Source organism: Streptomyces sp. Ag109_O5-10, assembly GCF_900105755.1.
GTDB lineage: Bacteria > Actinomycetota > Actinomycetes > Streptomycetales > Streptomycetaceae > Streptomyces.
In genome coordinates this window covers 727,530-751,937 of the sequence record NZ_FNTQ01000001.1, presented here as the reverse complement: position 1 = coordinate 751,937, position 24,408 = coordinate 727,530, and the positions used below count along the sequence as shown (strand labels likewise).

The following is a 24,408-nucleotide window of genomic DNA, read 5'->3' as shown; positions in this document are numbered from 1 at the left end:
CCGGGACCCCGGGCGACCAGCGCAGAACGTTGGGCCGACCGGCCCTCGGCGGACCCCGGACAGCCCATGGGGCCCGAGCCCGCCACGCCGGATGCTCGAAGTGCCGACCGGTTTGGAGGAGAACCGCGATGACCGAATTCCTGCTCGAACGATCCCCCGCCCACGCGTTGCTCGCGGACGGGACCACCGTCTGCATCCGGCCCGTCACCCCGGGCGACCGCGACCGGCTGAAGGGGTTCTACGACGAGATGTCCTCTGAGAACCTCCGCCTGAGGTTCTTCTCGGCGAGCCGGCGCTCGGGCGCGACGGCCGCCGACCGGGCCTGTGCCCCGGCTCGCCCCGGCTACCGGGCACTGCTGGCCGAGGCGCAGGGCCGGGTGCTCGGCCTCGCGGAGTACGAGACCGGAGACGACAAGGAATCGGCGGAGATCTCCATCGCCGTGGCCGACGGACTGCATCACCGCGGGGTCGGCACCCTCCTCGTCGAGCACCTGGTCTCGGTGGCCCGTGCCGACGGAGTCACCGTCTTCACGGCCGACGCGCTGAGCGAGAACCGCGAGGTGCTCCGGCTCTTCGCCGACCTGGGCCTGCGTACCTCCCGCCGCTTCGAGGGCCCGGAGACGCGGTGCACCATCCACCTCGACGAGGACGACGCCTACCTCTCGGCCGTCGAGTCCCGGGGCCGCTCCGCCGATGTGGCGAGCCTCGTGCCGCTGCTCCGCCCGGACGTGGTCGCCGTCGTCGGCGCCGGACGTACACCGGGCTCGGTCGGCCGGGCGATCCTCCACCACCTGCACTCCGGCGGCTACACCCGCCGCCTGTTCGCGGTGAACCCGAACGTGACGTCGGTGCTCGGCGTGCCGTCGTACCCGAGCGTGCGCGCCCTGCCGAAGACCCCGGACCTCGTGATCATCGCGGTGTCCGCCGCCGGAGTGCCTGCCTGCGCCGAGGAGTGCGGCAAGGCCGGCGTCCGCGCACTCGTCGTCGTCACGGCGGGCCTCGACGCGGCCCAGTCGAGGGCGCTCCTGGCGGCCTGCCGCACCTACGGCATGCGCATGGTCGGCCCCAACTGCCTCGGCGTCTCCGATACGGACCCGCAGCTGCGGCTCGACGCCACGTTCGCCGCCGACCATCCGCGTCCCGGCAGCGCCGGGGTGGCCGTGCAGTCCGGCGGTGTCGGGATCGCCCTGCTCGACGGCCTGTCCCGGCTCGGCATCGGTGTGTCGTCCTTCGTCTCGCTCGGCGACAAGTACGACGTCAGCGGCAACGACATGCTCCAGTGGTGGGAGGCCGACGGCCGTACCGACCTCGCACTGCTGCACCTGGAGTCCTTCGGCAACCCCCGCGCCTTCTCCCGTACCGCCCGCCGGGTCGCCCGCCGGATGCCCGTGCTGACCGTGGACGCAGGACGCTCGCAGGAGGGCCGCAGGGCCGCCGCCTCGCACACGGCAGCGGCCGCCACTCCCACCATGACCCGGCAGGCGCTGTTCGACCAGGCCGGTGTCACCGCGACCCGATCGGTCGGTGAACTCCTCGAAACGGCAGCGCTGTTGTATTCACAGGTACTGCCCGAAGGCACGCGCACAGCGATCGTCACCAACGCGGGCGGAGCGGGCGTCCTGGCCGCCGACGCATGTGCCGAAGCCGGCCTCACTCTGCCGCAGTTCACGCCCGGCGCCGTCGACGAGCTGGCCGTGGTCCTGCCCGACGGTGCGTCCTTCGGCAACCCCCTCGACGTGACGGCCGCCGTGAGCGAGGAAGAACTCCGGCGGTGCGTCGACCGGCTCATCCAGAACCCCGGGGTCGACGCCGTCCTGGTGGTCCTCGTCCCGACCGCGGTTGCCACCGCCACCGGCGACGATCTGATCCGCGCCCTCACCTGGGCACCGGGCCGCCGGACGAAGCCCGTCGCCGCCGTGCGCCTGGAGCAGGACCTGCCGGTCAAACTGCTGCCCGCACTCGACGACGGCACGATCCCGAGCTACGCCGAACCCCAGGCGGCCGCCCGTGCGCTGGCCCACGCTGCCCGTCGTGCGGCGTGGCTGGCCAGGCCCGCCGGCACCGTGCCGGCCCTCGACGACGTCGACACCCTACGGGCTCGGGCACTGTCGGACGCCTACCTGACCGCCCACCCGGACGGCGGCTGGCTCGATCCGCGCACCTGCGCCGAACTCCTCGCCTGCTACCGCATTCCGCAGATCCGCTGGGCCTGGGCCGAGACCGAGGACGAGGCTGTACACGCCGCCGAACGGCTGCGCGGCGCCGACGGCCGGGTCGTCATGAAGGCCCACTGGCCCGGCCTCCTCCACAAGAGCGAGGAGCACGCAGTCCACCTCGACCTGCGCGGCGAACAGCAGGTCCGGGCCGCCTTCCGCGACCTGGAGACCCGCTTCGGCGGTCTGATGACCGGCGCGGTCGTCCAACCGCTCGCCGACCGTGGGACCGAACTGTTCGCGGGAGTCGTCCAGGACGAGGTCTTCGGCCCGCTGGTCCTGTTCGGGCTCGGCGGTACCGCCACCGAGGTGCTCGCCGACCACGCGGCACGAATCGCTCCGCTCACCGACCGCGACGTGCACGACCTGATCACCGCTCCGCGCTGTGCGCCCCTGCTGTTCGGCACGCACGGCAACGGACCGGTCGACCTGGAACGTCTGGAGCAGCTGCTGTTGCGGCTGTCCCGGATGGCGGCGGACCTGCCGCAGCTCGCCGAGGCCGACTTCAACCCCGTCCTGGCCGCACCCGGCGGCGTCACCGTGCTCGACGCACGGCTCCGCCTGCTCCCGCGCCACTCCCAGGACCCCTATCTGCGCCGGCTCCGCTGACAGCGGGGGAGGGAACCGAGATGAGGCACAACAAAGTGGGGTCCGTGATGACCACGGACGTCGTCCACGCCGGTTACGGCACGCCCTTCAAGGAGGTCGCCCGACTCCTCTCCGACCACCGGATCAGCGGACTGCCGGTCCTCGACGACGACAAGGTCGTCGGGGTCGTCTCCGAGACCGGCCTGATGGTGCGCCGGGCCGCCGTCCCCGACCTGCACGGGGGAAGGCGCCGCACGCCGCCGGCCCAACTCACCGGTCACACGGAGTGCAAGGCCGAGACCGAGATCGCCGTCGCCATGACCCGTCGGATCGACGGGGTGGTCGACGTCGTCGACAAGTTGACCTACCGCCTGGACGACGCCCGCGTCCGCGAGGAGCAGGCACTGCGCGGCGCAGCCGACGACCGGCTGCGCGGACTGTGAGAGGAGGGCCATCCCATGACCGGCACCGTGTTGGTCACCTACGGCACCAAGAACGGATCGACGGCGCACATCGCCGAGTCGATCGCCGACGCCCTGCGGGAGAAGGGGCTGACCGTCGAGACGATGCGGGCCGGTTCCGTGCCCTTCGTGGACCGGTACGACGCGGTCGTGGTCGGCGGTGGACTGTACGCCGGCCGCTGGCACAAGGACGCCCGGTCCTTCGTCCGCCGGCACCGCAAGGACCTCGCCGGGCGGCCCGTGTGGTTCTTCAGCAGTGGCCCGCTCGACACCTCCGCCTCCGAGCGGGACATCCCGCCCGTGCGCGGAGTGCGCCGCGCGATCCAGGACCTGCACGCCCGCGGCCACGCCACCTTCGGCGGCTGCCTGGACGACGACGCGGACGGCTGGCCGGCACGCTGGATCCTCCGTTCCGGGAACGGCGGGGACTTCCGTGACTTCGAGGCCGTGACGGCGTGGGCGTCCGGGATCGCCGGGGAGCTGAAAGGCTGACGAGAACTCGCCACGCCCCGGCCTCGCCCGAAGCCGCGGGCCACGCGTTCGGCACGAGTGGGCCTCACCAGGACGCCCTGGTGAGGCCCACTCCGCGAACCCGCCTACTCCTCCGCCGGCGTGATGCGGCGGCCCGTGAGACTTCTCGGCCGGATCGACACCCACACCGTGCGCTCGCCGCCTGCCCAGGGAGTGCCGTGGGCGCTCTCCACGAGCCGGCGCACCGCCGCGGGTTCCGTCACGATGCTCGCCCGCCCGAGGGCGAGCACGCTCCACCCCACGCTCATCTCCTCGTCCAGGCGGTCGACCTCGAAGGCGACCTCCTCGTCGACCACCGCCGCGGTGACGGAGCCCGGCATGCTCCTGAACACGATGGCACCGTCGACCACGTCGTAGTTGACCGGGACGACGGCCGGGTGCCCCTCCGGCGTCGAGACCGTGACCCGCCCGACCCCGTGCGTGGAGAGCAGGGTCCGGCACTCCTCCGGTGCGAGGTCCCGCAGCCGTGGGTGGAGCAGGGCGCGTCCCTGGCCGGGCGGGAGATCCGCACCGGCACCGTACAACGCGTTCACACCGGTACCCAGTGCGGCCGCCAGTCTCGTGACCGTCCCCAGGGCCGGGGCCGTGCTGCGCTGTTCCAGCCGCGCGAGGTATTCGGGGGCCATACGGGCCCGGGCGGCCGTCGTTTCGAGGCTGAGGCCCCGTCGTCGTCGTTCAGCGGCCACCCACCGGCCGAAGTCTCCGCTGCCGGCGGCCGGGCCCGATGACGAGGGCACGGACCGGTTCCCGGCCGCATCCGCGGTCCCCGGCGACTCGATCGGGGACCCGGGACCTGCGTGCGGGGAAGGGTGGACGTGCGCGTCGGGTCCGGGAAAGACGAGCGTGACCTCGCCCGAATCCGACCAGCGCACGTCATAGGGGGGTGTGCCGTCCTCGTGGTGGAGACCGATGATCTCCCCGTCGCGCCTGGCGGCGCCTGTGGCCGGGCTTTCGATGACGAGCTGGTCGCCGAGGTGAGCTCGCATGGTTGCCGCCCTCTCCTCAGAGTGGTGCTGTGTTCACCCTGCCACGCGGGACCGCACGGGCGGGGTGGCGTTCGGGGGTGCCTCAGAGGAGCCACCCGCTCGTCCGAGTGCTGCCCGGACGGTCCGCCCCGACGCCCTGGACGTCCCGCTCGGCGATGTTCAGAAGCTGCCGTCCCAGGTCGTTCATGGCCCGGCCTGCCGCCAGCTCGTCGCCGATCTCCGGCACGTTGCTGTCCGCGGGATGGCAGTGCGCGGATCCGTGGGCGGTGAGTGACGTGGTACCGGTCTTCAGCACCACGCGGGCCTTGGTCGTTCCGTCGTTCTCCTCGAAGAGGTGGAGATCCACCTTCCACTGCGCCGTGTGCATCACTGTCCTCCTCACTCCGGCCTGTCGCTCGAGGACTGCTCCCTCCCACCGTCGAACGAGGCCGGACCGCGTTCACAGGGCCGAAGGTCCCTGCTGGAGAGGCGAACGGCCCCAGGCCGTATGCGTCCTCCGTAACGTCAGGCGAAGGGGTCGGTGAACTGCGCGGCCAGGCGCCGTCAGACGTGTCCCCGGCCCACGGCGGCGAAGACCTCGGGGCCGGCGCGGGGACGGAGATGGCGGGCGGTCCCCGTTCTGCGGCCGGGAACAGTCCGTTTCCGGCGCGCACGGCAGCGCCGGGCGGGTCGTCCTCGCGCAGTGCGGTCGTCCCCGGTCGACCCGGTTCAGGCTGCATGCCGACCACCTCTGGCCGAGGGCGGTCCGGGCGGCTCCTGGAGCACGCTCCACGCCACGGGGCCGAGCAGATCGGCCAGTTGCCGGAAGACGTCCAGGAACAGGTCGTCGATCGTCAGCACCCCGACCAGCCGGCCCCGGTCGAGGACCGGCAACCGGCGTACGCCCGCGCGGCCGAAGGTGCGATACGCGGACCGGAGGTCGTCATCGGCGTCGACGGTGACGACGTCGGCGGACATCACCGCGTCCACGGTCGAGTCCGGCGCCAGGCCGCCGCCGAGGCCGCGCAGCGCGAGGTCGCGGTCGGTCACGATGCCGCACAGCTCCCCGTCCCTGACGACGAGGACGGAGCCCACGCCGCGCTCGGCCATCCAGTCGGTCACCTCCTTCAGGGAGACGTCGGGGTCGACGTGCACGGGAGGCGCGGTCATCACCTCGGACACCTTCATGCGGCTGCTCCTTGTCGTCGAGTGGTGCTGCGAGGGTCTGTGCGGGGCGAGTCGGCGGGTCTCACATGACGTCGAGCACGTCGCCCAAGGACCGCCGGGGGCTCGGCTGCCCTTCGGGCCCGTGACCGAGCCTGAGCACCATCTGCACGTGGCCCATGGCGGAGAGGGGGTCGCGGGCCGCCCACCGGAGGTCCGGCCATTCGAGCGGCTGGGAGGTCACGGAGGCGACCAGTCCGTCCGCGGTGGCCCGCAGCAGGACCCGTTCCAGCGCCTGCCCGGCGCGCAGCCAGTCCACGGGACGGTCATCGGTCGTGCCGAGCAGGGCGATGTTCGGCGTCTTCTCGAACGACGCGCGGGGACGGTCCGGCATCGGGCGTCCGGCGGCGAAGTCGCGCACGGGAGCACCGCCGCCACGGCGTACCGGGCCGAACGCCTCTGCGGGGATGCCGTCGGTCGGCCCTTCGTCCCCCGACGGTTCCGCGTGGGCCCACAGCGCGGTCTCGCCGCGCACCCCCGCGTCCAGCGCCTCCCACTCCTCGGCGTCCCGCACCAGTTCCAGCACCGACTGCACGTGCCACCCACCGGGGAACAGCAACTGTGCGCCTTCGGCGTCTGCCGCCTCGCACAGGCCCTCGCGTAGCGCCGCCGGGATCTCCTCGTCCTGGAACGGGTAGCGGCTGGAGTGACGGCGGCCGACCGCGGGACGCAGCAGAGCCAGCGCGGTGTCCGGCGGTCCGCTGCCGCACAGGTGCACCTCGGCGAGCAGATCCGGGTAGTCCGGTTCCGGGAGCAGCCGGACGACCGGCGCCAGCGCCTCCGCGGCGGCGGCCACCCGCAGGTTGAGCAGTGCGGCTCCGCAGCTCAGGTGCAGACCGCGGTGCTGCGGATCGGTGCGCGGCAGGGTGCGCGCGAGGTCGGCGTACAGGCGCAGGACACCGATGTCGCGGAGGTAACGGAACTTCCACGGCTGTGCGTTGTGCTGCGAGGGCGCGGCAACGGCGTCCGCCACGAGCGTCGCGACGGTGCGCGCGTCGACGGGTTGTGCGGTCATGGTGGGTTCCCTTCGCTTCGTCCGTGGGATCACCGGGGCCCGGACGGCACGGCGATGACCGGGCACCGCGCGTGATGCAGCACTCCCTGGCTGACCGAGCCGAGCAGCATGCCGGTGAACCCGCCCCGGCCCCGGGTGCCCACCACCAGACCCAGCGCGTGGGCCGAGGCGTCGGTGAGCACCTGCACGGGGTGTCCGGCGACCAGTTCGTGGCGCAGGTCCACCTGCGGGTAGCGGGCGCCGCGGCCGGCCACGATCTCGGAGAGCAGCCGCCGGGCCTCCTGCTGCGGTTCGTACTCGTCGAAGATCCTCAGCGGTCCCGGCTCCCAGACGCACACGGCCCGGACTCCGGCGCCGCGCAGTGCGGCCTCCTCGAACGCCAGGTCCACGGCGGCCGCCGAGTGCGGGCTGCCGTCGACGCCGACGACGTAGTACGCCGGGTCCTGGGTGACGTGTTCGGGTTCGGGTACGACGACCACCGGACAGCGGGCGTGCGCCATGAGGGGCACGGCGACCGACGCGGAGCCGAACACCTCCTGGGCCCGGCTCAGATGCCGCGAGCCCAGCACGACGGCCGTGGCGCCACGGCTCTGCTCCCGCAGCACCCACGCCGGATCGCCCTCGGCGAGCAAGGGGTCCACCCGGAGCCCCGGGTGGTGCTGCGCGACGAACTCCGTGACCTCGTCCAGCACTTGTCGACCCGCCTTGTGCAGCGCCTCGTTCCACTCCTCCCAGGACGCCGGGATCCGGCCCCTCCCGTAGCCACGGGTCGGCACGCCCTCGGCGAGGACCGGACGCAGCGGCAACCGGCGCCGGGCCGCCTCGTCCGCCGCCCAGGCCAGTGCCATCCGGTGAGCCGGGTCCGGATCGACGCCGACCACGATCGGCAGGTGATCACCGGGCCCGGTCATGACGGCCTCTGCTCCGCGGGTTCCCGGGTGCGGGGGGCCGCGGCCGTCAGATGCCGGACGCGGGAGTCGGGCCCCGGGAAGTACACGGTCACCCGTCCGCTGTCGGCCCACCGCACGTCGTAGGGCGGGCTGCCGTCGGGATGGTGGAGCCCGACGACCTCGCCGTCCCGTGCGGCGACTCCGGCCCTGGTACCGCGTACGACGATCTCGTCGCCGATGGCGGCGTGCGTCGAGGCGCCGGTCGCCCCGGACCAGGTGTCCGCCGTGGCCCGGTCGGTCTGCTTCGCTGATGCGGGAGCGGACATCGCCCTCGCCTCCTCCCTGCGGCGGCGCCGGGGAGTGCCGCCGCCGATTCCCCTTCCATTGCAGGTGGCGGTGCGGGCGACGGACCAGGGGCCATTGGTCCCTGTGCCGGGTCCGATGATCCCGCGGGGAGCCGGGCACCGAAGCCCGTGCGCAGCGGGGCGGCCACCTCACGACTGCAACAGCTGCCCCTTCCGGGTCAGCACGCAGTCGACGTCCACCACCCCCTCGACGGCTCGCAGGAGGCGAGCGGCCACGGGTACGAGGGACGTGTCGCCGGTCTCGCCCCTGAGCGTGACGACGCCGTCGTGCACGTCCACGCAGACGTCCGAGTCCCGCGACGGGAAGAGAAGCGGGACGATGTCACGCCGAATTTCGCCGGCGATGTCGTCGTCCTCGCGCAGGAAGACCTTGAGCAGGTCACCGCGGCTGACCACACCTGTCAGCAGACCGTGCTCGTCCACCACGGGCAGTCGCTTGACCTTCTTCCGGGCCATGACGCGCGCGGCCTCGGCCAGGGTGGCGTTCGGCCGGACCGTGATCGCGGGCGAGGTCATCAGGTCTCCCGCGGTCACCGCACCGGCCTTGACCACGTCGGCGGGCGGCAGCAGCGCATAGCCCGCCTCCGGGCTGTCCCGCAGTTCCTCGGTGGGCAGCAGGTCGGCCTCGGAGACGACGCCGACGACCCGTCCCGCGCCCGCCAGCACCGGCAGGGCGCTGACCCCCCGGTCGTGCATCAGGTCGACCACGTCCTTGAACGAGGCCCAGCGGCCCACGGAGGCGACCGGGGAGGTCATGATGTCGCCGACGAGATGAGGGGTCCCGTACATGATGACTCCGCAGGGTCCGGGACAAAACGGAATGACTACTTCAAGCATGCGCCGACAGCCGGCGGTGCGGCGGCCCGCTGCCCCGTCGACGCGCGGGTGGGCCGGTCGGTCCTGCCGGGGGACGGACGGCCCTTACCGTCCCGGGAGCGTGCCGTCACGCTGGTAGGGAACGGTCGCCGGAGGTGGAGATCATGTCCCGAACCGTCACTGTGGGACTCGACGGGTCGCCCGAGAGCCGGGCCGCCGCCGAGTGGGCGGCGCGCGAAGCCCTGCTGCGCGGCCTGCCGCTGAAGCTCGTGCATGTCGCGGAGCCCGCCCCGGCACTCGTGTCGCAGGCTCCGCTGGTGGGTCCCGAGACCCGTCAGCACTGGACGCGGCGGATGCCGGGCGAGGCCGCAGAGGGTCTTCGCCTGCGGCACCCCGGCCTCGAGGTGCTCACCGAACAACTGACGGGTCCCGTGCCCGACGCCCTCTGCGAGGCCGCGGACTCCGCCGAGCTGCTCGCGCTGGGCTCGCGGGGTTTCGGCGGCATCGGCGGCTTCGTGGTCGGCTCGGTGAGCCTGGCCGTCGTGGCCCGGGTGGCACGGCCCGTGGTGCTGGTGCGTGAGGGCGAGCAGGCCGCCGACGAGCACCGGATGGATCCGGCGGGCGTGCCGTCCGCCGCCACCCCGTTCCGGCCGGTGGTGCTCGCCCTCGACGCCGATCACCCCAGCGACACGCTGCTGGAGTTCGCCTTCGATGCCGTCGCCCGCCGGGAGACACCGCTGCGCGTGGTGTCCGCCTGGCCGGAGACGGCCACGACCTACTACCGCTTCCCTGGCGACGCGGAACTCCAGGACGACCTCGAACGCAGCCACCGCACCGCTCTGGCCGAGGCGCTGCGCCCCTGGCGGCAGAAGTTCCCGGGCGTCGACGTCATCGAGGCGAGCCGCTGCGGCAGCGCCGCGCAGGTCGTCGTCGGCGCGGCCCGCGACGCGTCCCTGGTAGTCGTCGGCCGGCGCATCCGTACCGGTTCCCTCGGCGCCCACATCGGTCATGTCACCCATGCCGCCCTGCATCACGTCAGTGCGCCCGTCGCCGTCGTGGCCCACCGTTGATCTGGCAGCGCGAGGCCTGAGCGACCGGGGAGGGGGGCGTACCCGGAGCAGGTGAACGGCGCGCCTCGGCCGCCGTCAGGAGTCCGCCGCGGTGAGGCGGCAGTCCACGCCCACCACGCCCTCGACGCCGCGGACCAGGCGCACCGCGAGCGGGATACGGGTGCCGTCGGTGACTCGTCCGGTCAGGGTGGCGACGCCTTCGGTGACCATGATGTGCACCGGCTCGACGGGGGCGGGGAAGAGGGGGTCGACGACGTCGCGCCGGATCTCGTCGGCGAGGTCGTTGTCGGGCCGCAGGAACACCTTGAGCAGATCGCCACGGCTGACGACCCCTTCCAGCACGCCCTCGGCGTTCACGACGGGCAGCCGTTTCACGTGCCGTATCGCCATGATCCGGGCGGCCTCCGGCAGCGTGGCGTCGGCGTGGACGGTGACGGCCGGGGTGCTCATCAGCTCTTCCGCGTGCACCGCCCCGGCCTTGGCCAGGTCGGACAGCCGGCGCAGCTGCGTGAACCGGTCCGGATCGCCGTCCCGGAACTCCTCCTTGGGCAGCAGATCGGCCTCGGACACGACCCCGACCACCCGTCCGTCGCCCTCCAGCACTGGCAGGGCGCTGATTCTCCCGCCGTCCATGCGGCCGACGATGTCCTTGAACAGGGCCTCGCGGCCCACGGCGACGACGGCACGCGTCATCACGTCGCCTACCTGGTGCGGGCCGCCGGTCATGGTGTTCTCCTCACAGTTGCCGGGAGCCAGGGCTCGAAGGAGACCTCTCGGGTCCTGCTACCAGCGTGAACGTGTTCACGCTCCCGCACTACCGGTCGGCCGGCTGCGGCAGGGGCCCCGGCTCACGACGGTACGACGGCCACGGCGCACGTGGCGCGTCGCAGCAGGGCCCGAGCGGCCGCCTCCCAGACGGTGGCCCCTGAATCGCACGGGACCACGACCAGTGCGGCCCGCTCGGAGCAGCGCAGCAACGCCTCCACGGGGCCGAGCAGCCGGACGTCCTCCAGCACCCGCACGTCGGGGAACTTCTCGCGCCATGGGCGCAGGGCGTCGGCCAGCAACTGGACCTCGTGGTCCTCCCAGGTGGCGCGGTCCCTCTCCGGGACGCCGAAGGGCCGCTCGACGGCGCCCGCGGGCAGCCCCCAGACATGCACGACATGCAGAGGCACGCCCCGGAGCCGGGCGCTCTCGAAGGCGAAGCCGAGGCCCGCGCCGGAGGGATCACGCGCGTCCACGCCGAGCGTGACTCCAGTCCGCCGGCGGGAGGCCGCGAGCCGGTCGGGGACGAGGACGACCGGGGCGTGAGCGGCGCCGACGAGCGTGGCCGACAGGGAGCCGGACCGCAACGGCGGCGCGCCGTCGTCCCCGGCCACGCCGCAGACGATCACCGAAGCCCGGCCGGGCTCCCGCAGCGGGTTGCGCGGCACGCGCAGCACCACACCTCGCATCTCGGCCTCGCGGGCTGCCCAGTCGACCGCGGCCCGGCAGGGCTTCGACGCGTCACTGCGGGCAAGGATCACGGGTTCCATCGCCGTTCGCCTTCCGAGTAGGTGCGGATTAGAGGGGGTGCTCGACTTCAGCCGGTCTTGTGACCCCAGCGAGGCCCGACGGTCGTCCACTCGCGGTCCCAAAGACCGAGCCGCTGCTGCTCCAGCCGCCACCGGACGACCGCTCCGGCCCCGAAGACGGCTCCGGCCAGCGCGCAGCCGGCCGCGGCCCCCAGGACACCCGCCTCGACGGCGGCCGCGCCGGCGCTCGGCGGCCTGGTGACCAGACGGCCCTGGCGGTCCTGCCAGACCACGACGGGGGAACCGGCCTTGGTACCGGTGTCCACGAGGGTCCTGCCGGTGCGCCTGGAGCCGTCGGACGCGGTCCAGGCCACGGTGGCCGGCGTACGCTCGCTCTCCGTGCCGATGCCCGAAGTGCTCGTCGGGACATCGACGAGCAGCACTGCCCGCACGGGCTCCCGCTCCTCCCGCTGGTGCGCTAGGACCTCGTCCGCGGCCCCGGCGGCGACCAGTCCGGCGACCGTTCCTCCCACCACGACGAGCGCCCATACGGCCAGGACCACCCAGGCCTCGACGACATCGACGCGGCGTCGCAGCGGGTTGCTCCGCCACCGCCACAGGGGCTTCTTCACACGCCGGGTCCTGCGCATCCGTCCGCACCTCCTCCTTGTCGCGGCTCCTTGCCGTGGTGACACTGCCGAAGGTGTCAGCCGGCCCCGCGCCGGGACATGGGCCGACCAGGGACCGCCGTAGGGCTGCTCGGGGTCAACTCCACCGGGCAGATGGGCCGTTCAGCCCTCACCGGGACTGGCTCAGGCGGCCGCGGAGGAGACCGGTCCAGGGGTCGGGGAGGCCGGGATGCAGCTCGAAGGCGTCGCGCAAGCCCGTGCAGCGCGGCAACCGAGGGAAGCCGCGGCCCGGCGTGACCAGGCGCAGTCTGCCGAAACGTCAGCGGAGCCGGTTGCGGGCCCGGCACAGCAGCCCCAGGCCGGAGCAGTCGATGAAGGAGACGGGGCTCAGGCCGAGCTCCGGATCGGGCTCCGCACCGGACGTCAGATCGGCGAGGGCCGGAGAGTACCGGAACCGCCAGGGCCGTTCGGTCCCTCCTGGACTCGTGCCGGCGGGCTCGAACGACCCATGTCCGGTTGTCCCGGGGGAGCGGCCGCCCGGCAGGCGATGAGGGCCGGACGGCCCAAGCGGACCCGCACGGGAGAGGACAAGCTGGAAGTGCGGGGCAACACCGGCGATACCCCGGCATCCGCAGACCCGGGCCCCGCAGCGGACCAAGGACGGTGAGCGACCCCATGAAGGCCTTCGTCTTCCACGGCCCCGGGCAGTCCGCCTGGGAAGAGGCCCCCGATCCGGCCATCAAGGAGCCCACCGACGCCGTCGTGCGCGTGGACGCCGTCACGATCTGCGGGACCGACCTGCACATCCTGAAGGGCGACGTCCCCGAGGTGCAGCTCGGCACGATCCTCGGTCACGAGGCCGTCGGCGAGATCGTCGAGGTCGGCAGTGACGTCCGGACCGTACGGCCGGGAGACCGCGTGCTGGTCTCCTGCATCAGCTCCTGCGGGCGCTGCTCCTACTGCCGGGAAGGGATGTACGGCCAGTGCCGCGGCGGCGGAGGCTGGATCCTCGGCCACCTGATCGACGGCACCCAGGCCGAGTACGTCCGTGTCCCCTTCGCGGACCTGTCCGTCCACGCGCTGCCCAGCACGGTCGACAGCAGGGACGCCGTGCTCCTCGCCGACATCTTCCCGACCTCCTACGAGGTCGGCGTCCTCAACGGCCGGGTGCACCCAGGCGACACCGTCGCCATCGTCGGCGCGGGCCCGATCGGCCTCGCGGCGATCACCACAGCCCGGTTGTTCTCCCCCGAGCGGATCGTCGCCGTGGACCTGGCCCCCGCCCGGCTGGAGGCCGCCAAGCGCCTCGGCGCGGACGCGGTGGCCGACGCCAGGGAAGCGCCGGAGCAGTTGATCGCCGACCTCACCGACGGACTCGGCGCGGATGTCGTCATGGAGGCCGTCGGCGTCCCGGAGACCTTCGAGCTGTGCACGCGCATGGTCCGGCCCGGCGGCCGCGTCGCCAACATCGGCGTGCACGGCAAGCCGGCCACGCTGCACCTCGAAGACCTGTGGATCAAGAACGTGACCATCACCACGGGCCTGGTGGACACCCGGTCCACCCCCACCCTGCTGCGGATGGCCGCCGCCGGCCGGCTGCCCACGGCACAACTGGTCACCCACACCTTCCCCCTCGATCACATGGCCGAGGCGTACGACGTCTTCGCCCGCGCCGCCCACACCGGTGCGCTCAAGGTCGTGCTCGGCGGGGAGCAGCACGAGGTCGCCGTCCGCGGGACCTGACCGACGAGAGGACGTGACCCGTCATGACCGAACAGGTACGGCCGCACACGGCAGAAGGACCGGCGCTGGGCGACCTGGGGCGCCGCGTGGCGGCCCGCCGCAACGAACTCGGCCTCACCCGCGAGCAGACGGCCGAACGGTGCGGCATCGATGCCGGCTATCTGGGGTACCTGGAGGAACACCCCGAGGCCGCGCCGGGCACGGGCGTCCTGCTCAGGCTCGCCGACGTCCTGCACACCACCATGTCGCACCTCAGCGGAGGCGACATCGACACCCCGCCCGGACCCGGCCGGGCGGGATACCGCCCCGAGTTCACCGAACTGAACCCGGCCGAGTGCAGGACCTTGCTCGGCTCGCACGGCGTCGGACGCCTCGGCGTCGACACCGCCTCCGGCCCGGTCATCCTCCCGGTCAACTACAGCGTCGTCGACGGCGCGGTCGTCTTCAGGACCGCGGACGAGACCACACCGTCCATGGCGGCGGGCCGTCAGGTGGCCTTCGAGGTCGACCGCATCGACGACGCCTTCGGCGAGGGCTGGAGCGTCCTGGTACGCGGACCGGCCAGCCGGGTGAACGAGGCGGAGGAGGTGCGCCGGCTCACCTTCTCGGCCTACAGCACCCCGTGGGCGGGCGGCGATCGCGATCTGTGGGTGCGGATCGAGCCCCGCTCCGTGACCGGGCGCCGCATCACGGTCGGAGCCGGGCCGGGCCGGGCGACGGAATAGCCACGCATCCACACAGGGCGAAACGGCGGACGGACGAGACCACGGTCGTACCGCATGACTGACCGGTGAACGAGCGGAGCGACACCGGGGAGGGGAGTCCGTGCTGATTCCGTCGTCACGAGAGTCCGAGTTCCCGTGCCGACGCAGGTGTTGCCCGTTCGCCCAGCACGAGCGTGCGGCTCCGTAGCACATGCCGACTACTTGACCCGATCCGGATGTCCACGCCGGTCGGCTCGCATTACGGTGGGCGTTGACCGGGCCTGCCGGTGTGTGGGTGGACGGGGTCGGGAGGAGTGCGGTGGAGGGTGATGAGGCGGCCCGGGTGCGGTTGCCGCAGCTCAGGCTGGATGAGTTGCTGGGGGAGTTGCAGGCGCGGCTGGATGCGGCGCGTGGTACTCGGGATCGGGTGCACAGTCTGCTGGAGGCGGTGCTCTCGGTGGGCCGGGAGTTGGATCTGGAGCAGGTGCTGCGGAGCATCGTGGAGGCGGCGGCGGTGCTGGTGGATGCCGAGTACGGGGCGTTGGGTGTGATCGGGCCGGACGGCAGGCGGTTGTCGGCGTTTCACACGGTGGGGGTGAGTGAGGAGGAGATCGCCCGGATCGGTTCTTTTCCGGAGGGTCATGGGATTCTCGGTGAGTTGATCCGTGAGCCGGAGCCGTTGCGGCTGGCGAAGTTGTCCGGGCATCCGGCTTCGTATGGTTTCCCGCCGAATCATCCGCCGATGAACTCTTTCCTTGGGGTTCCGATCCGGGTGCGTGAGCAGGTTTTCGGCAATCTGTATCTGACGGAGAAGCGGGGTGGGGGTCAGTTCGACGAGGAGGATGTGTCGGTGACGTCGACGCTGGCGGTGGCGGCGGGGGTGGCGATCGACAATGCCCGGTTGTATGAGGAGTCGCGGCTGCGTGAGCGTTGGTTGCGGGCGAGTGCGGAGATCACGAACAGTCTGATGTCGGGTGGTCCGGGTGCTGGGGCTCTCGGGTTGATCGCCGAGCAGGCGAGGGAGATCACGGGTTCGGCGTTGGCCGCGGTCGCGGTCCCGGTGGCGGAGACGGACTCGCTCACGGTGGTGGTCGCGGTGGGTGTGGATGCGGAGGCGCATCGGGGGTTGGTGCTTTCGCCGGATCGGACGTTGATGGGGTTGGCGTTCGGGCGGGGTGCGTTGGTGACGAGTGTGGATGTGGTGCGTGACGAGCGGGTTTCGCCGGAGCCGGCGCGGTTTGCCGGGCTGGGGCCGGCGGTGGCCAGTCCGATCGGTACCGGTGAGGCGGGGGTGCGGGGTGTGGTGTTGCTGGCGCGTGAGGCGGGTGGGCCGTTGTTCACGGTGAAGGAGACCGAGCCGCTTGAGGTGTTCGCGGCGCAGGCGGCTTTGGCGATGGAGTTGGCGGAGCGGCGGCGGGACGCGGAGGAGATCGCGGTGCTGAAGGATCGTGATCGGATCGCGCGTGATCTGCATGATCTGGCGATTCAGCGGTTGTTCGCGACGGGGATGACGTTGCAGAGTGCGGGGCGTTTCATCGAGCATTCGGAGGCTGCGGAGCGGGTGTTGCGGGCGGTGGATGATCTGGACGAGACCATCAAGATCATCAGGTCGACGATTTTCGGGTTGCGGGCGCGGGAGGGTGGTGTGGGCAGTGGGTTGCGGGCGCGTGCGGTGCGGGTGGCCGGTGAGGCGGCTTCGGCGCTGGGGTTCGCGCCGAGCGTGCGGATGGAGGGGCTGCTGGACACGGATGTGTCCGGGGAGGTCGCTGACCATGCGGTGGCGGTTTTGTCCGAGGCGCTGACGAACGTGGCCCGGCATGCGCGCGCCGGCCGTGTGGAGGTGGTCGTGGAGACCGATGGGCGGGAGTTGGTGCTGACGGTGAGGGACGACGGGGTGGGTATCCCGCCGGGGGGCCGGCGCAGTGGGTTGCGGAACATGGCGGAACGCGCGGCGGAACTCGGCGGCCGGCTGGACTGGGACTGTCCCGGGGAGCCCGGGGGCGGGGGAACGACGCTGGTATGGCGGGTGCCGGTCGTGAAGGAACCGTAGCAACGGGCTGAGCCTGCCCTCGTGTCCCAGCCAGGGAATTCCGGGACCGGGAAGAGGACCGTTCGGCTCATGCCTTCCGAGGGCGGATGGCCGATCCTGGGGGTGTCGGACCACGGCTGCCGAACCCTGGAGGTCGCCATGACCGGCACTCCGCACGTCGTGAGCGACGTGATGACCCAGACCGTCCTCGCGCTGCGGCACGGGGCGGCCTTCAAGGACATAGTGAAGGCCCTGCAGCGGTGGCAGGTGAGCGCGGCCCCCGTCCTGGACGACGACGGACGCGTCGTCGGCGTCGTCTCGGAGGCCGACCTCCTGCACAAGGAGGAAGCCCGCACCGCAGCTCCGGCCGGTTACGGCCAGGGCAGGTCAGGGCCGGATTCCCCCGAGTCCGCATCCGTGACCGCTGCCGCGCTGATGACCACGCCGGCCATCACCGTCCGCCCCGAGGCCCCGCTGCCCGAGGCCGCGCGCACGATGGCCCGGCACGGAGTGAAACGGCTTCCGGTGGTCGACGCGGACGGCCTGCTCCAGGGGGTCGTCAGCCGAGCCGACCTGCTGAAGGTGTTCCTGAGGGGGGACGAGGACATCGCCGAGGAGATCCGGCGCCAGATCCTCCCCCACCTCTTCCCCGACTCGGCCGAACCGGTACGCGTCCTGGTCCGCGACGGCGTCGTCACCCTCACCGGCCGCGTCCCGGACACCGCGCTGATCCCCGTGGCCGTCGGGTGGGTGCGGGGCGTCGACGGCGTGGTCGCCGTGGAGTGCGCGCTGGCGGGTCCGCCCCGCCGCCCGGACCTCGACCCCGATCTTCCCGACGCCGGGCGCGTCCCGCCCCACCGGGGCCGTGCGCACCGGCTCCCGGAAGGAAGCGGTGGATCATGACCGGAGCGAATCCCGGCCGCATGACCTGCGGACCGTTCTGGCACTGGCGGCGGAACCCGCTGCGGCGCCACAGTGACGTGGTCGAGGCCTGGATCGTGCTCGCCGTCTGGACCGTGACCGTCGTCGGCGGGCTGCTCGCCGGATGGTGGGCCGGCGCGACCGTGGACCACGCGTTCGCCGAGCGGCGTGCCGCCCTTCACGTGGTGTCCGCCGAACTGACCGAGAACGCGAAGAACGGCACACCCGTGGTGGTCGGCTACGACGCGGGGAAAGTGTGGGTCACGGTGCGCTGGACGGCCCTGGACGGTTCCGCGCACACCGGCCTGGCGAAGGCCGTTCCCACAGCCACCGCCGGCAGTCGGCTACCGGTCTGGGTGGATCGCGGTGAACGGGTGGCCGCTCCACCGACGAGCGGGAGCGAGACGGCCCTCGACTCCGTCGCAGCCGCCGCCCTCGTGGCACCGCTCGCAGCCACCGCGGTGTGGGGCGCCGGACGGGTCCTGCGCAGCCGTCTGATGCGCCGGCGCCTTGCCGAATGGGACGCGGAATGGCAGCGGATCGGGCCCCAGTGGCGGAACTTCAGCGGGGGCAAGGGATGACCTCAGGAGGGAGAGGGCCGACCGGAGCCAGGACAGGGCCGGTCGGCCCACGGCTGTCGCAACGCCCTTGCGTCAGGCTGGACATGAGAACCCGACAGGAGGAAGCACCGTACCGAATTCCGCTACGGCACCTTCGCCCGGTCCGTCCGGCTGCCCGCCGGAGCGAGGGGCGACGAGGCGGCCGCGGATGACAAGACGACGGCGCGGTGACCGTCACGGTCCCGGTCCCGGTCCCGGAGGAGAAGCCGGGGACCAGGACCATTCCGGTGCGGACCGGCTGACCCGCAGGGGGAGGCGGCCGATCCCACACCAGGTGTGCGTGGCCGGTGTGACCACCGGCCACGCACACCGCCGTGTCCCGCCCTCGACGGACCGGACACGGCGGTGATCCTGTCCGCCCGGACTCCTCAGCGCGGGTCGCTCCGGGCGGAAGCGGGGACCAGGCAGCAGTGGACGTCGACCACGCCCTCGATCGCACGTGCCAGCCGCTCGGCCACGGCGGCAAGGCCGTTGTCCTCGACCCACCCGGTGAGGGTGACGACGCCTTCGGCGACCTCGGCCTGGATGTGGTCGGCGGACAGCGGGAAGAGACGGTCGACGACCTCGTGCCGTACCTCCTCGGCGAGCTCCTCGTCGCCGCGCAGGAAGACCTTCAGCAGATCGGAGCGGCTGACGACGCCTTCGAGCAGGCTCTCCTCGTTGACCACGGGAAGTCGTTTTACCTTGCGCTGGGCCATGATGCGTGCCGCCTGGGAGAGCGTGGCGCTCGGGTGCACGGTCACGGCGGGCGTGCTCATCAGCTCCCCGGCGGTCACCGCACCGGCCTTCGCCAGGTCGTCGAGGCGCTGCCGCTGGGTGAACCGGTCCGGGTCGGTGTCCCTGAACTCCTCCTTCGGCAGCAGATCGGCCTCGGAGACGACACCGATCACCCGGCCATCGCCCTCCAGCACCGGCAGGGCGCTGACCTTCCACTCCTCCATCAGGGTGACGACGTCCTTGAACGGCGCGTCGCGGCCGATCGCGGCGACGGTACGCGTCATCACGTCGCTCACGGTGTGCGGTTTGCCGGGCATGGTCTCCTCCTCGGAAGGACGGACGGGCCCGAGGGGCCCTGATCCCAGGGTGGGCGCGGGCGGACCCGGCCGCCACGGGCCGCCCGGACCCGGCAAGGGGTCGTTCGGCCCCGGGCGTGTTCCATGCCCGGGGCCGACGGCCCCGGGCGCCGCGGCCTCCACGGCAAGGTGGCCCAGGGCCGTGCCCAGGGCCGTCCGGCTCATGCCTCGCGAGGGGCGTCGGAGTTTGCTGGGAGTACGGGAACGACCCCGATCAGGGAGGGCGATGACAGTGGGCACGAGCCTCACACCGGAGTTCTGGGAGCACTTCTCCGTCCTGCTGGTGCTGGCGCTGGCGACGACGGCGATCCTCACCGCGGTGTTCACCACGGCGTTCGACGCGCTGACCGCCCGGCTGCGCAACCGTCGGCGGCACAGCACGGCCTCGCGAGAACCGCGCCGGCCGTCGACACCGTCCGGTCACCGGACCTCAGTGCACTGCTGAACAGCTGGACGTGGGTCTGGCGCCGTCCCCGCGGGGACGGCGCCAGACCCACGTCCAGCTTCGCCGTCAGAGCTTGCGGAACCAGTCGTCGGCCACCCCGTGCAGTTTCTGCTCGGTAGGCCGCAGGTGCTTGTCGTCGATCCGGTAGGAGAGGCGGTCCACGACATCGACGACACCGTCCAGCCGGCGCGTCATGCCGACGGCGACCGGGACCTCACTGCGCCGTTCCAGCCGGCCGGTGAGGGTGACCACGCCGTCCTGCGCTGTGACCTCGACGGTGTAGGGGGCCAGCCAGAGGGTGTTGCCGAGAACCTCTTCCCGGACCTCCCGCACGATGTCGTCGTCGGAACGCAGGAAGACCCGGAGCAGGTCCCCACGGGTGACGATGCCGACCAGCCGGTCCTCCGCGTCGACCACGGGCAGGCGTTCGACACGGTGGGCGGCCATCAGCCGGGCCGCCTGGGTGACCGTGGCATCGGATCGGACGGTGACGGCGGGCGCCGACATGACACCGGCCGCCGTGGTCGCGTTGGTCTTGACCGCCGTACGCCGGGCGCCGCGGCCCATGACGTGCGTGTGGTCGTGCTCGGGGTCGCGGGTCTGGTGCAGCATGAGGTCGGTCGCGGAGACCACGCCGACCACCTTGTCGTCCTCGTCGACCACCGGAAGGCCGCTGATGCGGTGCTCCTCCAGGAGCCGCACCAACTCCTTGAACGGCGTGCCGTACCCAGCGGTGACGACGTCGGCGACCATGACCGCGCCGACCTTCGTGGGCTTCATGTCCGAGCCTCCTTCCAGGCCATGATCCGTGCGGAGACGGGTCTTACCAGGAGCCCTCCCCTCCGGTGGGCCCGGGCCCAGCGTCCGGTGCGTGGCTCCGCGCCGACAGGGGCTGACCGGGCATCCGAACGGGCCGAGTGGCCCCTGCAACCCGTCGCCGGAAGGTGGCACGGTGACATCGGAGCCCCCTGCTGCACGACGTGGCAGTCCGACGAAAGGCGGTGGGGACGATGACACTTCCCCTCGTCGTAGGCGTCGACGGATCGGACGGAAGCCTGCTCGCCCTCGACTGGGCGGCGGACGAGGCCGCCCGCCAAGACCTTCCGCTGCGGCTGGTCTATGCCTCCCGCTGGGAGCGCTACGAGGCCGGAGTGCCGTCGGAAGGCACGGAACGCCCCTCGGAACGCGTGCTGGCCGAACACATCGTCGCCTCCGCGGCCGAGCGGATCGCACAGCGCTGCCCCGACGTGAAGGTCACCACCGACATCTTCCCCGACGACGCGGTGTACGCCCTCCTGCGTGAGGGCGACAACGCGCATGTCCTGGTCACCGGGTCCCGCGGCCGGGGTGAGCTGACGGGCCTGCTCCTCGGGTCGGTCGGCCTCGCCGTGGCGGCCAGGGCACACTGCCCGGTGATCGTGGTGCGGGGCGACACGGCCGGCCTGGCCGGCGGTCACGAGCGGATCCTGCTGGGCGCGGGGGAGCCCGACACCGCAGAGGAGGCCGTACGGTTCGCCTTCCACGAGGCCGAGGCCCGCGCCTGCGTCCTGTACGTCGTCCGGGCCTGGCGTTGCCCGGCCCACGAGGTGGGGAACCAGGTGGCGCTCGGGGAGCTCACCCGTCAGCACGAGGCGAAGGCGTCGGCGCTGCTCGACACGCTGCTCGGCGAAGCCATGGCCGCCCATCCGAAGGTCACGGTCCGCAGCGTGACGGCCGAGGGGCCGGCCCATCGGATCCTCGTGGACCGCTCGGCCGCCGCCGACCTCGTGGTCGTGGGAGCGAGGCGTCGGAACGGCCACGTCGGTCTGCAGCTGGGCCGGGTGGCCCACGCACTGCTTCACCACGCGAAGTGCCCTGTGGCGGTTGTGCCGCAGTCGGTGTGATCGTTGCACCTGTCGACAGACGCCGAGGCGGGCGACCCGCTCAGCCGGTTCCCCTGGCGGAGGGAGCGCCGTATGGCCGTTCGGCCCCACCACGCGCCGCGGAACGCGGCCCTGGCCGGGTGGCCCGCCGGCTCTCCACGGCGGGCACTTGCGGACAGGGAGCCGAAGTGAGCGGCTGGACGTGGGAGTACGAGGGTTACCTGCCCGCCGACGAGCGATTGCGGGAGTCGCTGTGCACGCTGGGCAACGGCTACTTCGCCACCCGCGGCGCCCTGCCCGAGTGCACCGCCGACGACGTGCACTACCCCGGGACCTACGCGGCCGGCTGCTACAACCGGCTCACCTCGGACGTGGCGGGACGCCGGATCGAGAACGAGGACATGGCCAACCTCCCGAACTGGCTGCCGCTCCGGTTCCGTCTCCCCGGTGGGGACTGGCTCACCCCGGACACCGCCACGGTGCTCGACCACCGCCAGGTCCTGCACCTTGCCACCGGCCTCCTGGAGCGCCGGACCCGCTTCGCCCTCGGGGACGGCGGTGTGCTCTCCGTCCGCCAGGTGCGCGTCGTCCACATGGACGACGCGCACCTGGCCGCCCTGCGCACCGAGTTCACCACCGAGGGCTACGCCGGGGAGCTGGAGGTCGAGGCCGCCCTCGACGGGAGCGTCACCAACGCCGGGGTGCCGCGCTACCGCGACCTCGACGGCTGCCATCTGACCGATGTGCAGGGCGGAGTCGCCGCCCCGGACACGGTGTGGCTGCGCTGCCGCACCAGCACCTCCGGCATCCGCATCGGCGTCGCGGCCCGGCTGGTGTCCGACGCGCGGATCACCGGCGCGACGCCCGAGCCGCTGCGAGCCGTGCAGCGACTCCGGCTCGGGCTCACGCCCGGACGTACCGTCGCCGTCGACAAGATCGCGGCCGTCCACACCTCGCGTGACTCCGCGATCGGCGACCCCCTGCGGGCCGCCGTCGACCGTGTCGGAGCCGCTCCCTGTTTCGAAGCTCTCCTCGACTCGCACCGGACGGCGTGGGAACACCTCTGGTGGCGAGCCGAGCTGGACGTCCCCGGCCGGGCCGGACAAATTCTGCGGCTGCACCTCTTCCACGTTCTCCAGACCTTGTCCCCGCACACGGCGGACCTGGACGTGGGCGTGCCGGCCCGCGGGCTGCACGGGGAGGCGTACCGGGGGCACGTCTTCTGGGACGAACTGTTCGTGCTGCCCTTCCTCAACCTGCACTTCCCTGAGGTCTCCCGCGCCCTGCTCCGCTACCGGTACCGGCGCCTGGAGCAGGCCTGCGCGGCCGCTCGTGCGCAGGGCCGGCGCGGTGCGCTGTACCCGTGGCAGAGCGGCAGCGACGGGCGCGAGGAGTCCCAGGAACTGCACCTCAACCCCCGCTCGGGACGTTGGCTCCCGGACCACTCGCGGCTCCAGTGGCACATCGGATCGGCCGTCGCTTACAACGTGTGGCAGTACTGCGAGGCCAGCGGCGACACCGGCTTCCGGGACGGCGAGGGCGCCGAGACCCTCCTGCAGATCGCCCGCTTCTGGGCGGACTCGGCCACCTGGAACGACCGCCTCGGCCGGCACCGCATCCAGGGCGTGATGGGCCCCGACGAATACCACGACGCCTACCCGGACGCCCCGCACCCCGGCCTCGACGACAACGCCTACACCAACGTCACCGCCGCCTGGGTCCTCACCCGCGCCCTGGAACTGCTGCGCACGCTGCCCGAGCCGCGCCGCCGTGAACTCACCGGCCGGATCGGCCTCGACGACAGCGAGTTCGCACACTGGGAGGACGTGTCCCGTACCCTCCACGTCCCCTTCCACGACGGCGTCGTCAGCCAGTTCGACGGCTACGGCGACCTCGCCGAACTCGACTGGGACGGCTACCGCAAGCGATACGGCGACATCCGCCGCCTCGACCGGATCCTGGAGGCGGAGGGCGACACCGTCAACCGCTACAAAGCGTCCAAGCAGGCCGATGTCCTGATGCTCGGTTACCTCTTCTCACCGGCCGAACTCCGCGCACTCTTCGAGCAGTTGGGCTACCCACTGGACGACGGGATCTGGCCGCGCACCGTCGACTACTACCTCAGCCGCACCAGCCACGGCTCCACCCTCAGCGGCCTGGTCCACGGCTGGGTGCTGGCCCGCGCCCGGCGCGCGGACGCGTGGAGGTTCGTCCAGGAGGCACTGCGGGGCGACATCGCCGACGTCCAGGGCGGCACCACCGGAGAGGGGATCCACCTCGGCGCGATGGCGGGCACCCTGGACCTCGTCCAGCGTGGGCTCACCGGGCTGGAGACCCGCGACGGAGCGCTCTGGCTCGACCCGGTGCCACTGCCGGAGCTGTCGACGTACGCGGTGTCCCTCCGCTACCGGGGGCACTGGGGTGTACGGCTGCGCCTGGCGCGAGGACGGCTGGAGATACTGGTGCCCGCCTCCGACCGTTCGCCCATCGACATCCGGCTACCGGACCGCGCGGTGCTCGTGGCGCCGGGGGACACCTGTCGGCTGGTGCTCCCGGACCGTGGCCGCACGGCGGCGCCGTAGCCGTCGCAGACTCCCGGACGCCGCTTCCAGCCACGCTGTCCGTCGGCGACGGGGTCACGGCTTCGACGGAGCGCGGTACGGGAAGCGCAACACCGTCGAACGAGCGATCAACAGAGTCATGGAACCGAGCCGCGGCCACCGACCGTGA

24 protein-coding genes are annotated in these 24,408 nt (G+C 72.4%); 12 read left to right on the top strand and 12 right to left on the bottom strand.

The window, feature by feature from the left end:
• The first annotated feature begins 128 nt into the window (after positions 1-128).
• The 3 genes from BLW82_RS03515 to BLW82_RS03505 are packed head-to-tail and all read left to right on the top strand — an operon-like array spanning position 129 to position 3,754.
• The gene (locus BLW82_RS03515; RefSeq protein ID WP_093497418.1) at positions 129-2,822 is read left to right on the top strand and encodes a bifunctional acetate--CoA ligase family protein/GNAT family N-acetyltransferase; all 2,694 of its coding nucleotides are present in this window, start codon (positions 129-131) and stop codon (positions 2,820-2,822) included.
• 20 nt (positions 2,823-2,842) lie between these two features.
• Complete coding sequence (locus BLW82_RS03510) at positions 2,843-3,244, top strand: CBS domain-containing protein (RefSeq protein ID WP_093497417.1); 402 nt, start codon at positions 2,843-2,845, stop codon at positions 3,242-3,244.
• Positions 3,245-3,259: 15 nt separating this feature from the next.
• Entirely contained in the window at positions 3,260-3,754 is a 495-nt protein-coding gene (locus tag BLW82_RS03505; RefSeq protein WP_093497416.1) for a flavodoxin domain-containing protein, read from the top strand.
• Between the two features lie 104 nt (positions 3,755-3,858).
• Here BLW82_RS03505 and BLW82_RS03500 read toward each other — a convergent pair whose 3' ends face one another.
• The 7 genes from BLW82_RS03500 to BLW82_RS03470 form a co-directional block, all read right to left on the bottom strand.
• Positions 3,859-4,779 carry a DUF1918 domain-containing protein gene (locus tag BLW82_RS03500; RefSeq protein ID WP_093497415.1) on the bottom strand — a complete coding sequence of 307 codons (921 nt, stop codon included), beginning with the start codon at positions 4,777-4,779 and terminating at the stop codon, positions 3,859-3,861.
• Positions 4,780-4,861: 82 nt separating this feature from the next.
• Positions 4,862-5,149 carry a DUF1876 domain-containing protein gene (locus BLW82_RS03495; protein WP_093497414.1) on the bottom strand — a complete coding sequence of 96 codons (288 nt, stop codon included), beginning with the start codon at positions 5,147-5,149 and terminating at the stop codon, positions 4,862-4,864.
• A gap of 338 nt (positions 5,150-5,487) precedes the next feature.
• Positions 5,488-5,946 carry a CBS domain-containing protein gene (locus BLW82_RS03490; protein WP_093497413.1) on the bottom strand — a complete coding sequence of 153 codons (459 nt, stop codon included), beginning with the start codon at positions 5,944-5,946 and terminating at the stop codon, positions 5,488-5,490.
• 61 nt (positions 5,947-6,007) lie between these two features.
• Positions 6,008-6,997, bottom strand: a complete 990-nt coding sequence (locus BLW82_RS03485) for an Acg family FMN-binding oxidoreductase (protein ID WP_093497412.1) — start codon at positions 6,995-6,997, stop codon at positions 6,008-6,010.
• Between the two features lie 29 nt (positions 6,998-7,026).
• Positions 7,027-7,908, bottom strand: coding sequence for a universal stress protein (locus tag BLW82_RS03480; RefSeq protein ID WP_093497411.1), 882 nt, complete (start codon positions 7,906-7,908; stop codon positions 7,027-7,029).
• Positions 7,905-8,213, bottom strand: coding sequence for a DUF1918 domain-containing protein (locus BLW82_RS03475; RefSeq protein WP_093497410.1), 309 nt, complete (start codon positions 8,211-8,213; stop codon positions 7,905-7,907). Before BLW82_RS03475 ends, BLW82_RS03480 begins: the two co-directional genes overlap by 4 nt.
• Before the next feature lie 168 nt (positions 8,214-8,381).
• Positions 8,382-9,041: a CBS domain-containing protein gene (locus BLW82_RS03470; protein WP_093497409.1), complete on the bottom strand. Its 660-nt coding sequence runs from the start codon at positions 9,039-9,041 to the stop codon at positions 8,382-8,384.
• A gap of 191 nt (positions 9,042-9,232) precedes the next feature.
• Here BLW82_RS03470 and BLW82_RS03465 point away from each other — a divergent pair, with 191 nt between their 5' ends.
• Positions 9,233-10,138: a universal stress protein gene (locus BLW82_RS03465; RefSeq protein ID WP_093507828.1), complete on the top strand. Its 906-nt coding sequence runs from the start codon at positions 9,233-9,235 to the stop codon at positions 10,136-10,138.
• Between the two features lie 75 nt (positions 10,139-10,213).
• Here the strand turns inward: BLW82_RS03465 and BLW82_RS03460 are convergent, their stop codons facing one another.
• The 3 genes from BLW82_RS03460 to BLW82_RS03450 all read right to left on the bottom strand — a co-directional run bounded on the left by BLW82_RS03460 (position 10,214) and on the right by BLW82_RS03450 (position 12,284).
• Positions 10,214-10,864 carry a CBS domain-containing protein gene (locus BLW82_RS03460; RefSeq protein WP_093497408.1) on the bottom strand — a complete coding sequence of 217 codons (651 nt, stop codon included), beginning with the start codon at positions 10,862-10,864 and terminating at the stop codon, positions 10,214-10,216.
• Between the two features lie 122 nt (positions 10,865-10,986).
• Positions 10,987-11,673, bottom strand: coding sequence for a universal stress protein (locus BLW82_RS43070; protein WP_143063635.1), 687 nt, complete (start codon positions 11,671-11,673; stop codon positions 10,987-10,989).
• A 47-nt stretch (positions 11,674-11,720) separates the two neighbouring features.
• Positions 11,721-12,284, bottom strand: a complete 564-nt coding sequence (locus tag BLW82_RS03450; protein ID WP_371131289.1) for an Rv1733c family protein — start codon at positions 12,282-12,284, stop codon at positions 11,721-11,723.
• Between the two features lie 672 nt (positions 12,285-12,956).
• On the opposite strand from BLW82_RS03450, the gene BLW82_RS03440 reads away from it, so the two are divergent.
• The 5 genes from BLW82_RS03440 to BLW82_RS03420 all read left to right on the top strand — a co-directional run bounded on the left by BLW82_RS03440 (position 12,957) and on the right by BLW82_RS03420 (position 18,259).
• A complete protein-coding gene (locus tag BLW82_RS03440) occupies positions 12,957-14,024 on the top strand; it encodes a zinc-dependent alcohol dehydrogenase family protein (protein ID WP_093497405.1) in 1,068 nt (355 codons plus the stop codon).
• Between the two features lie 23 nt (positions 14,025-14,047).
• The gene (locus BLW82_RS03435) at positions 14,048-14,749 is read left to right on the top strand and encodes a helix-turn-helix domain-containing protein (protein WP_093497404.1); all 702 of its coding nucleotides are present in this window, start codon (positions 14,048-14,050) and stop codon (positions 14,747-14,749) included.
• Positions 14,750-15,047: 298 nt separating this feature from the next.
• Positions 15,048-16,778: a GAF domain-containing sensor histidine kinase gene (locus tag BLW82_RS03430; protein WP_093497403.1), complete on the top strand. Its 1,731-nt coding sequence runs from the start codon at positions 15,048-15,050 to the stop codon at positions 16,776-16,778.
• Between the two features lie 138 nt (positions 16,779-16,916).
• Positions 16,917-17,660, top strand: coding sequence for a CBS domain-containing protein (locus BLW82_RS03425; RefSeq protein WP_093507826.1), 744 nt, complete (start codon positions 16,917-16,919; stop codon positions 17,658-17,660).
• Entirely contained in the window at positions 17,657-18,259 is a 603-nt protein-coding gene (locus BLW82_RS03420; RefSeq protein WP_093497402.1) for an Rv1733c family protein, read from the top strand. The genes BLW82_RS03425 and BLW82_RS03420 overlap by 4 nt, the downstream gene beginning before the upstream one ends.
• A 407-nt stretch (positions 18,260-18,666) precedes the next feature.
• On the opposite strand, the gene BLW82_RS03410 is transcribed toward BLW82_RS03420, so the two are convergent.
• Positions 18,667-19,332: a CBS domain-containing protein gene (locus tag BLW82_RS03410; RefSeq protein WP_093497401.1), complete on the bottom strand. Its 666-nt coding sequence runs from the start codon at positions 19,330-19,332 to the stop codon at positions 18,667-18,669.
• 265 nt (positions 19,333-19,597) lie between these two features.
• Between BLW82_RS03410 and BLW82_RS03405 the strand changes: the two genes are divergently transcribed.
• On the top strand, positions 19,598-19,816 hold the full coding sequence (locus BLW82_RS03405) for a hypothetical protein (RefSeq protein ID WP_256215617.1): 219 nt from the start codon (positions 19,598-19,600) through the stop codon (positions 19,814-19,816).
• A 66-nt stretch (positions 19,817-19,882) separates the two neighbouring features.
• On the opposite strand, the gene BLW82_RS03400 is transcribed toward BLW82_RS03405, so the two are convergent.
• Complete coding sequence (locus BLW82_RS03400; RefSeq protein WP_093497399.1) at positions 19,883-20,596, bottom strand: CBS domain-containing protein; 714 nt, start codon at positions 20,594-20,596, stop codon at positions 19,883-19,885.
• 230 nt (positions 20,597-20,826) lie between these two features.
• Between BLW82_RS03400 and BLW82_RS03395 the strand changes: the two genes are divergently transcribed.
• Positions 20,827-21,699, top strand: a complete 873-nt coding sequence (locus tag BLW82_RS03395; protein WP_093497398.1) for a universal stress protein — start codon at positions 20,827-20,829, stop codon at positions 21,697-21,699.
• Between the two features lie 167 nt (positions 21,700-21,866).
• Complete coding sequence (locus BLW82_RS03390) at positions 21,867-24,260, top strand: glycoside hydrolase family 65 protein (protein ID WP_093497397.1); 2,394 nt, start codon at positions 21,867-21,869, stop codon at positions 24,258-24,260.
• Positions 24,261-24,408 lie beyond the last annotated feature (148 nt).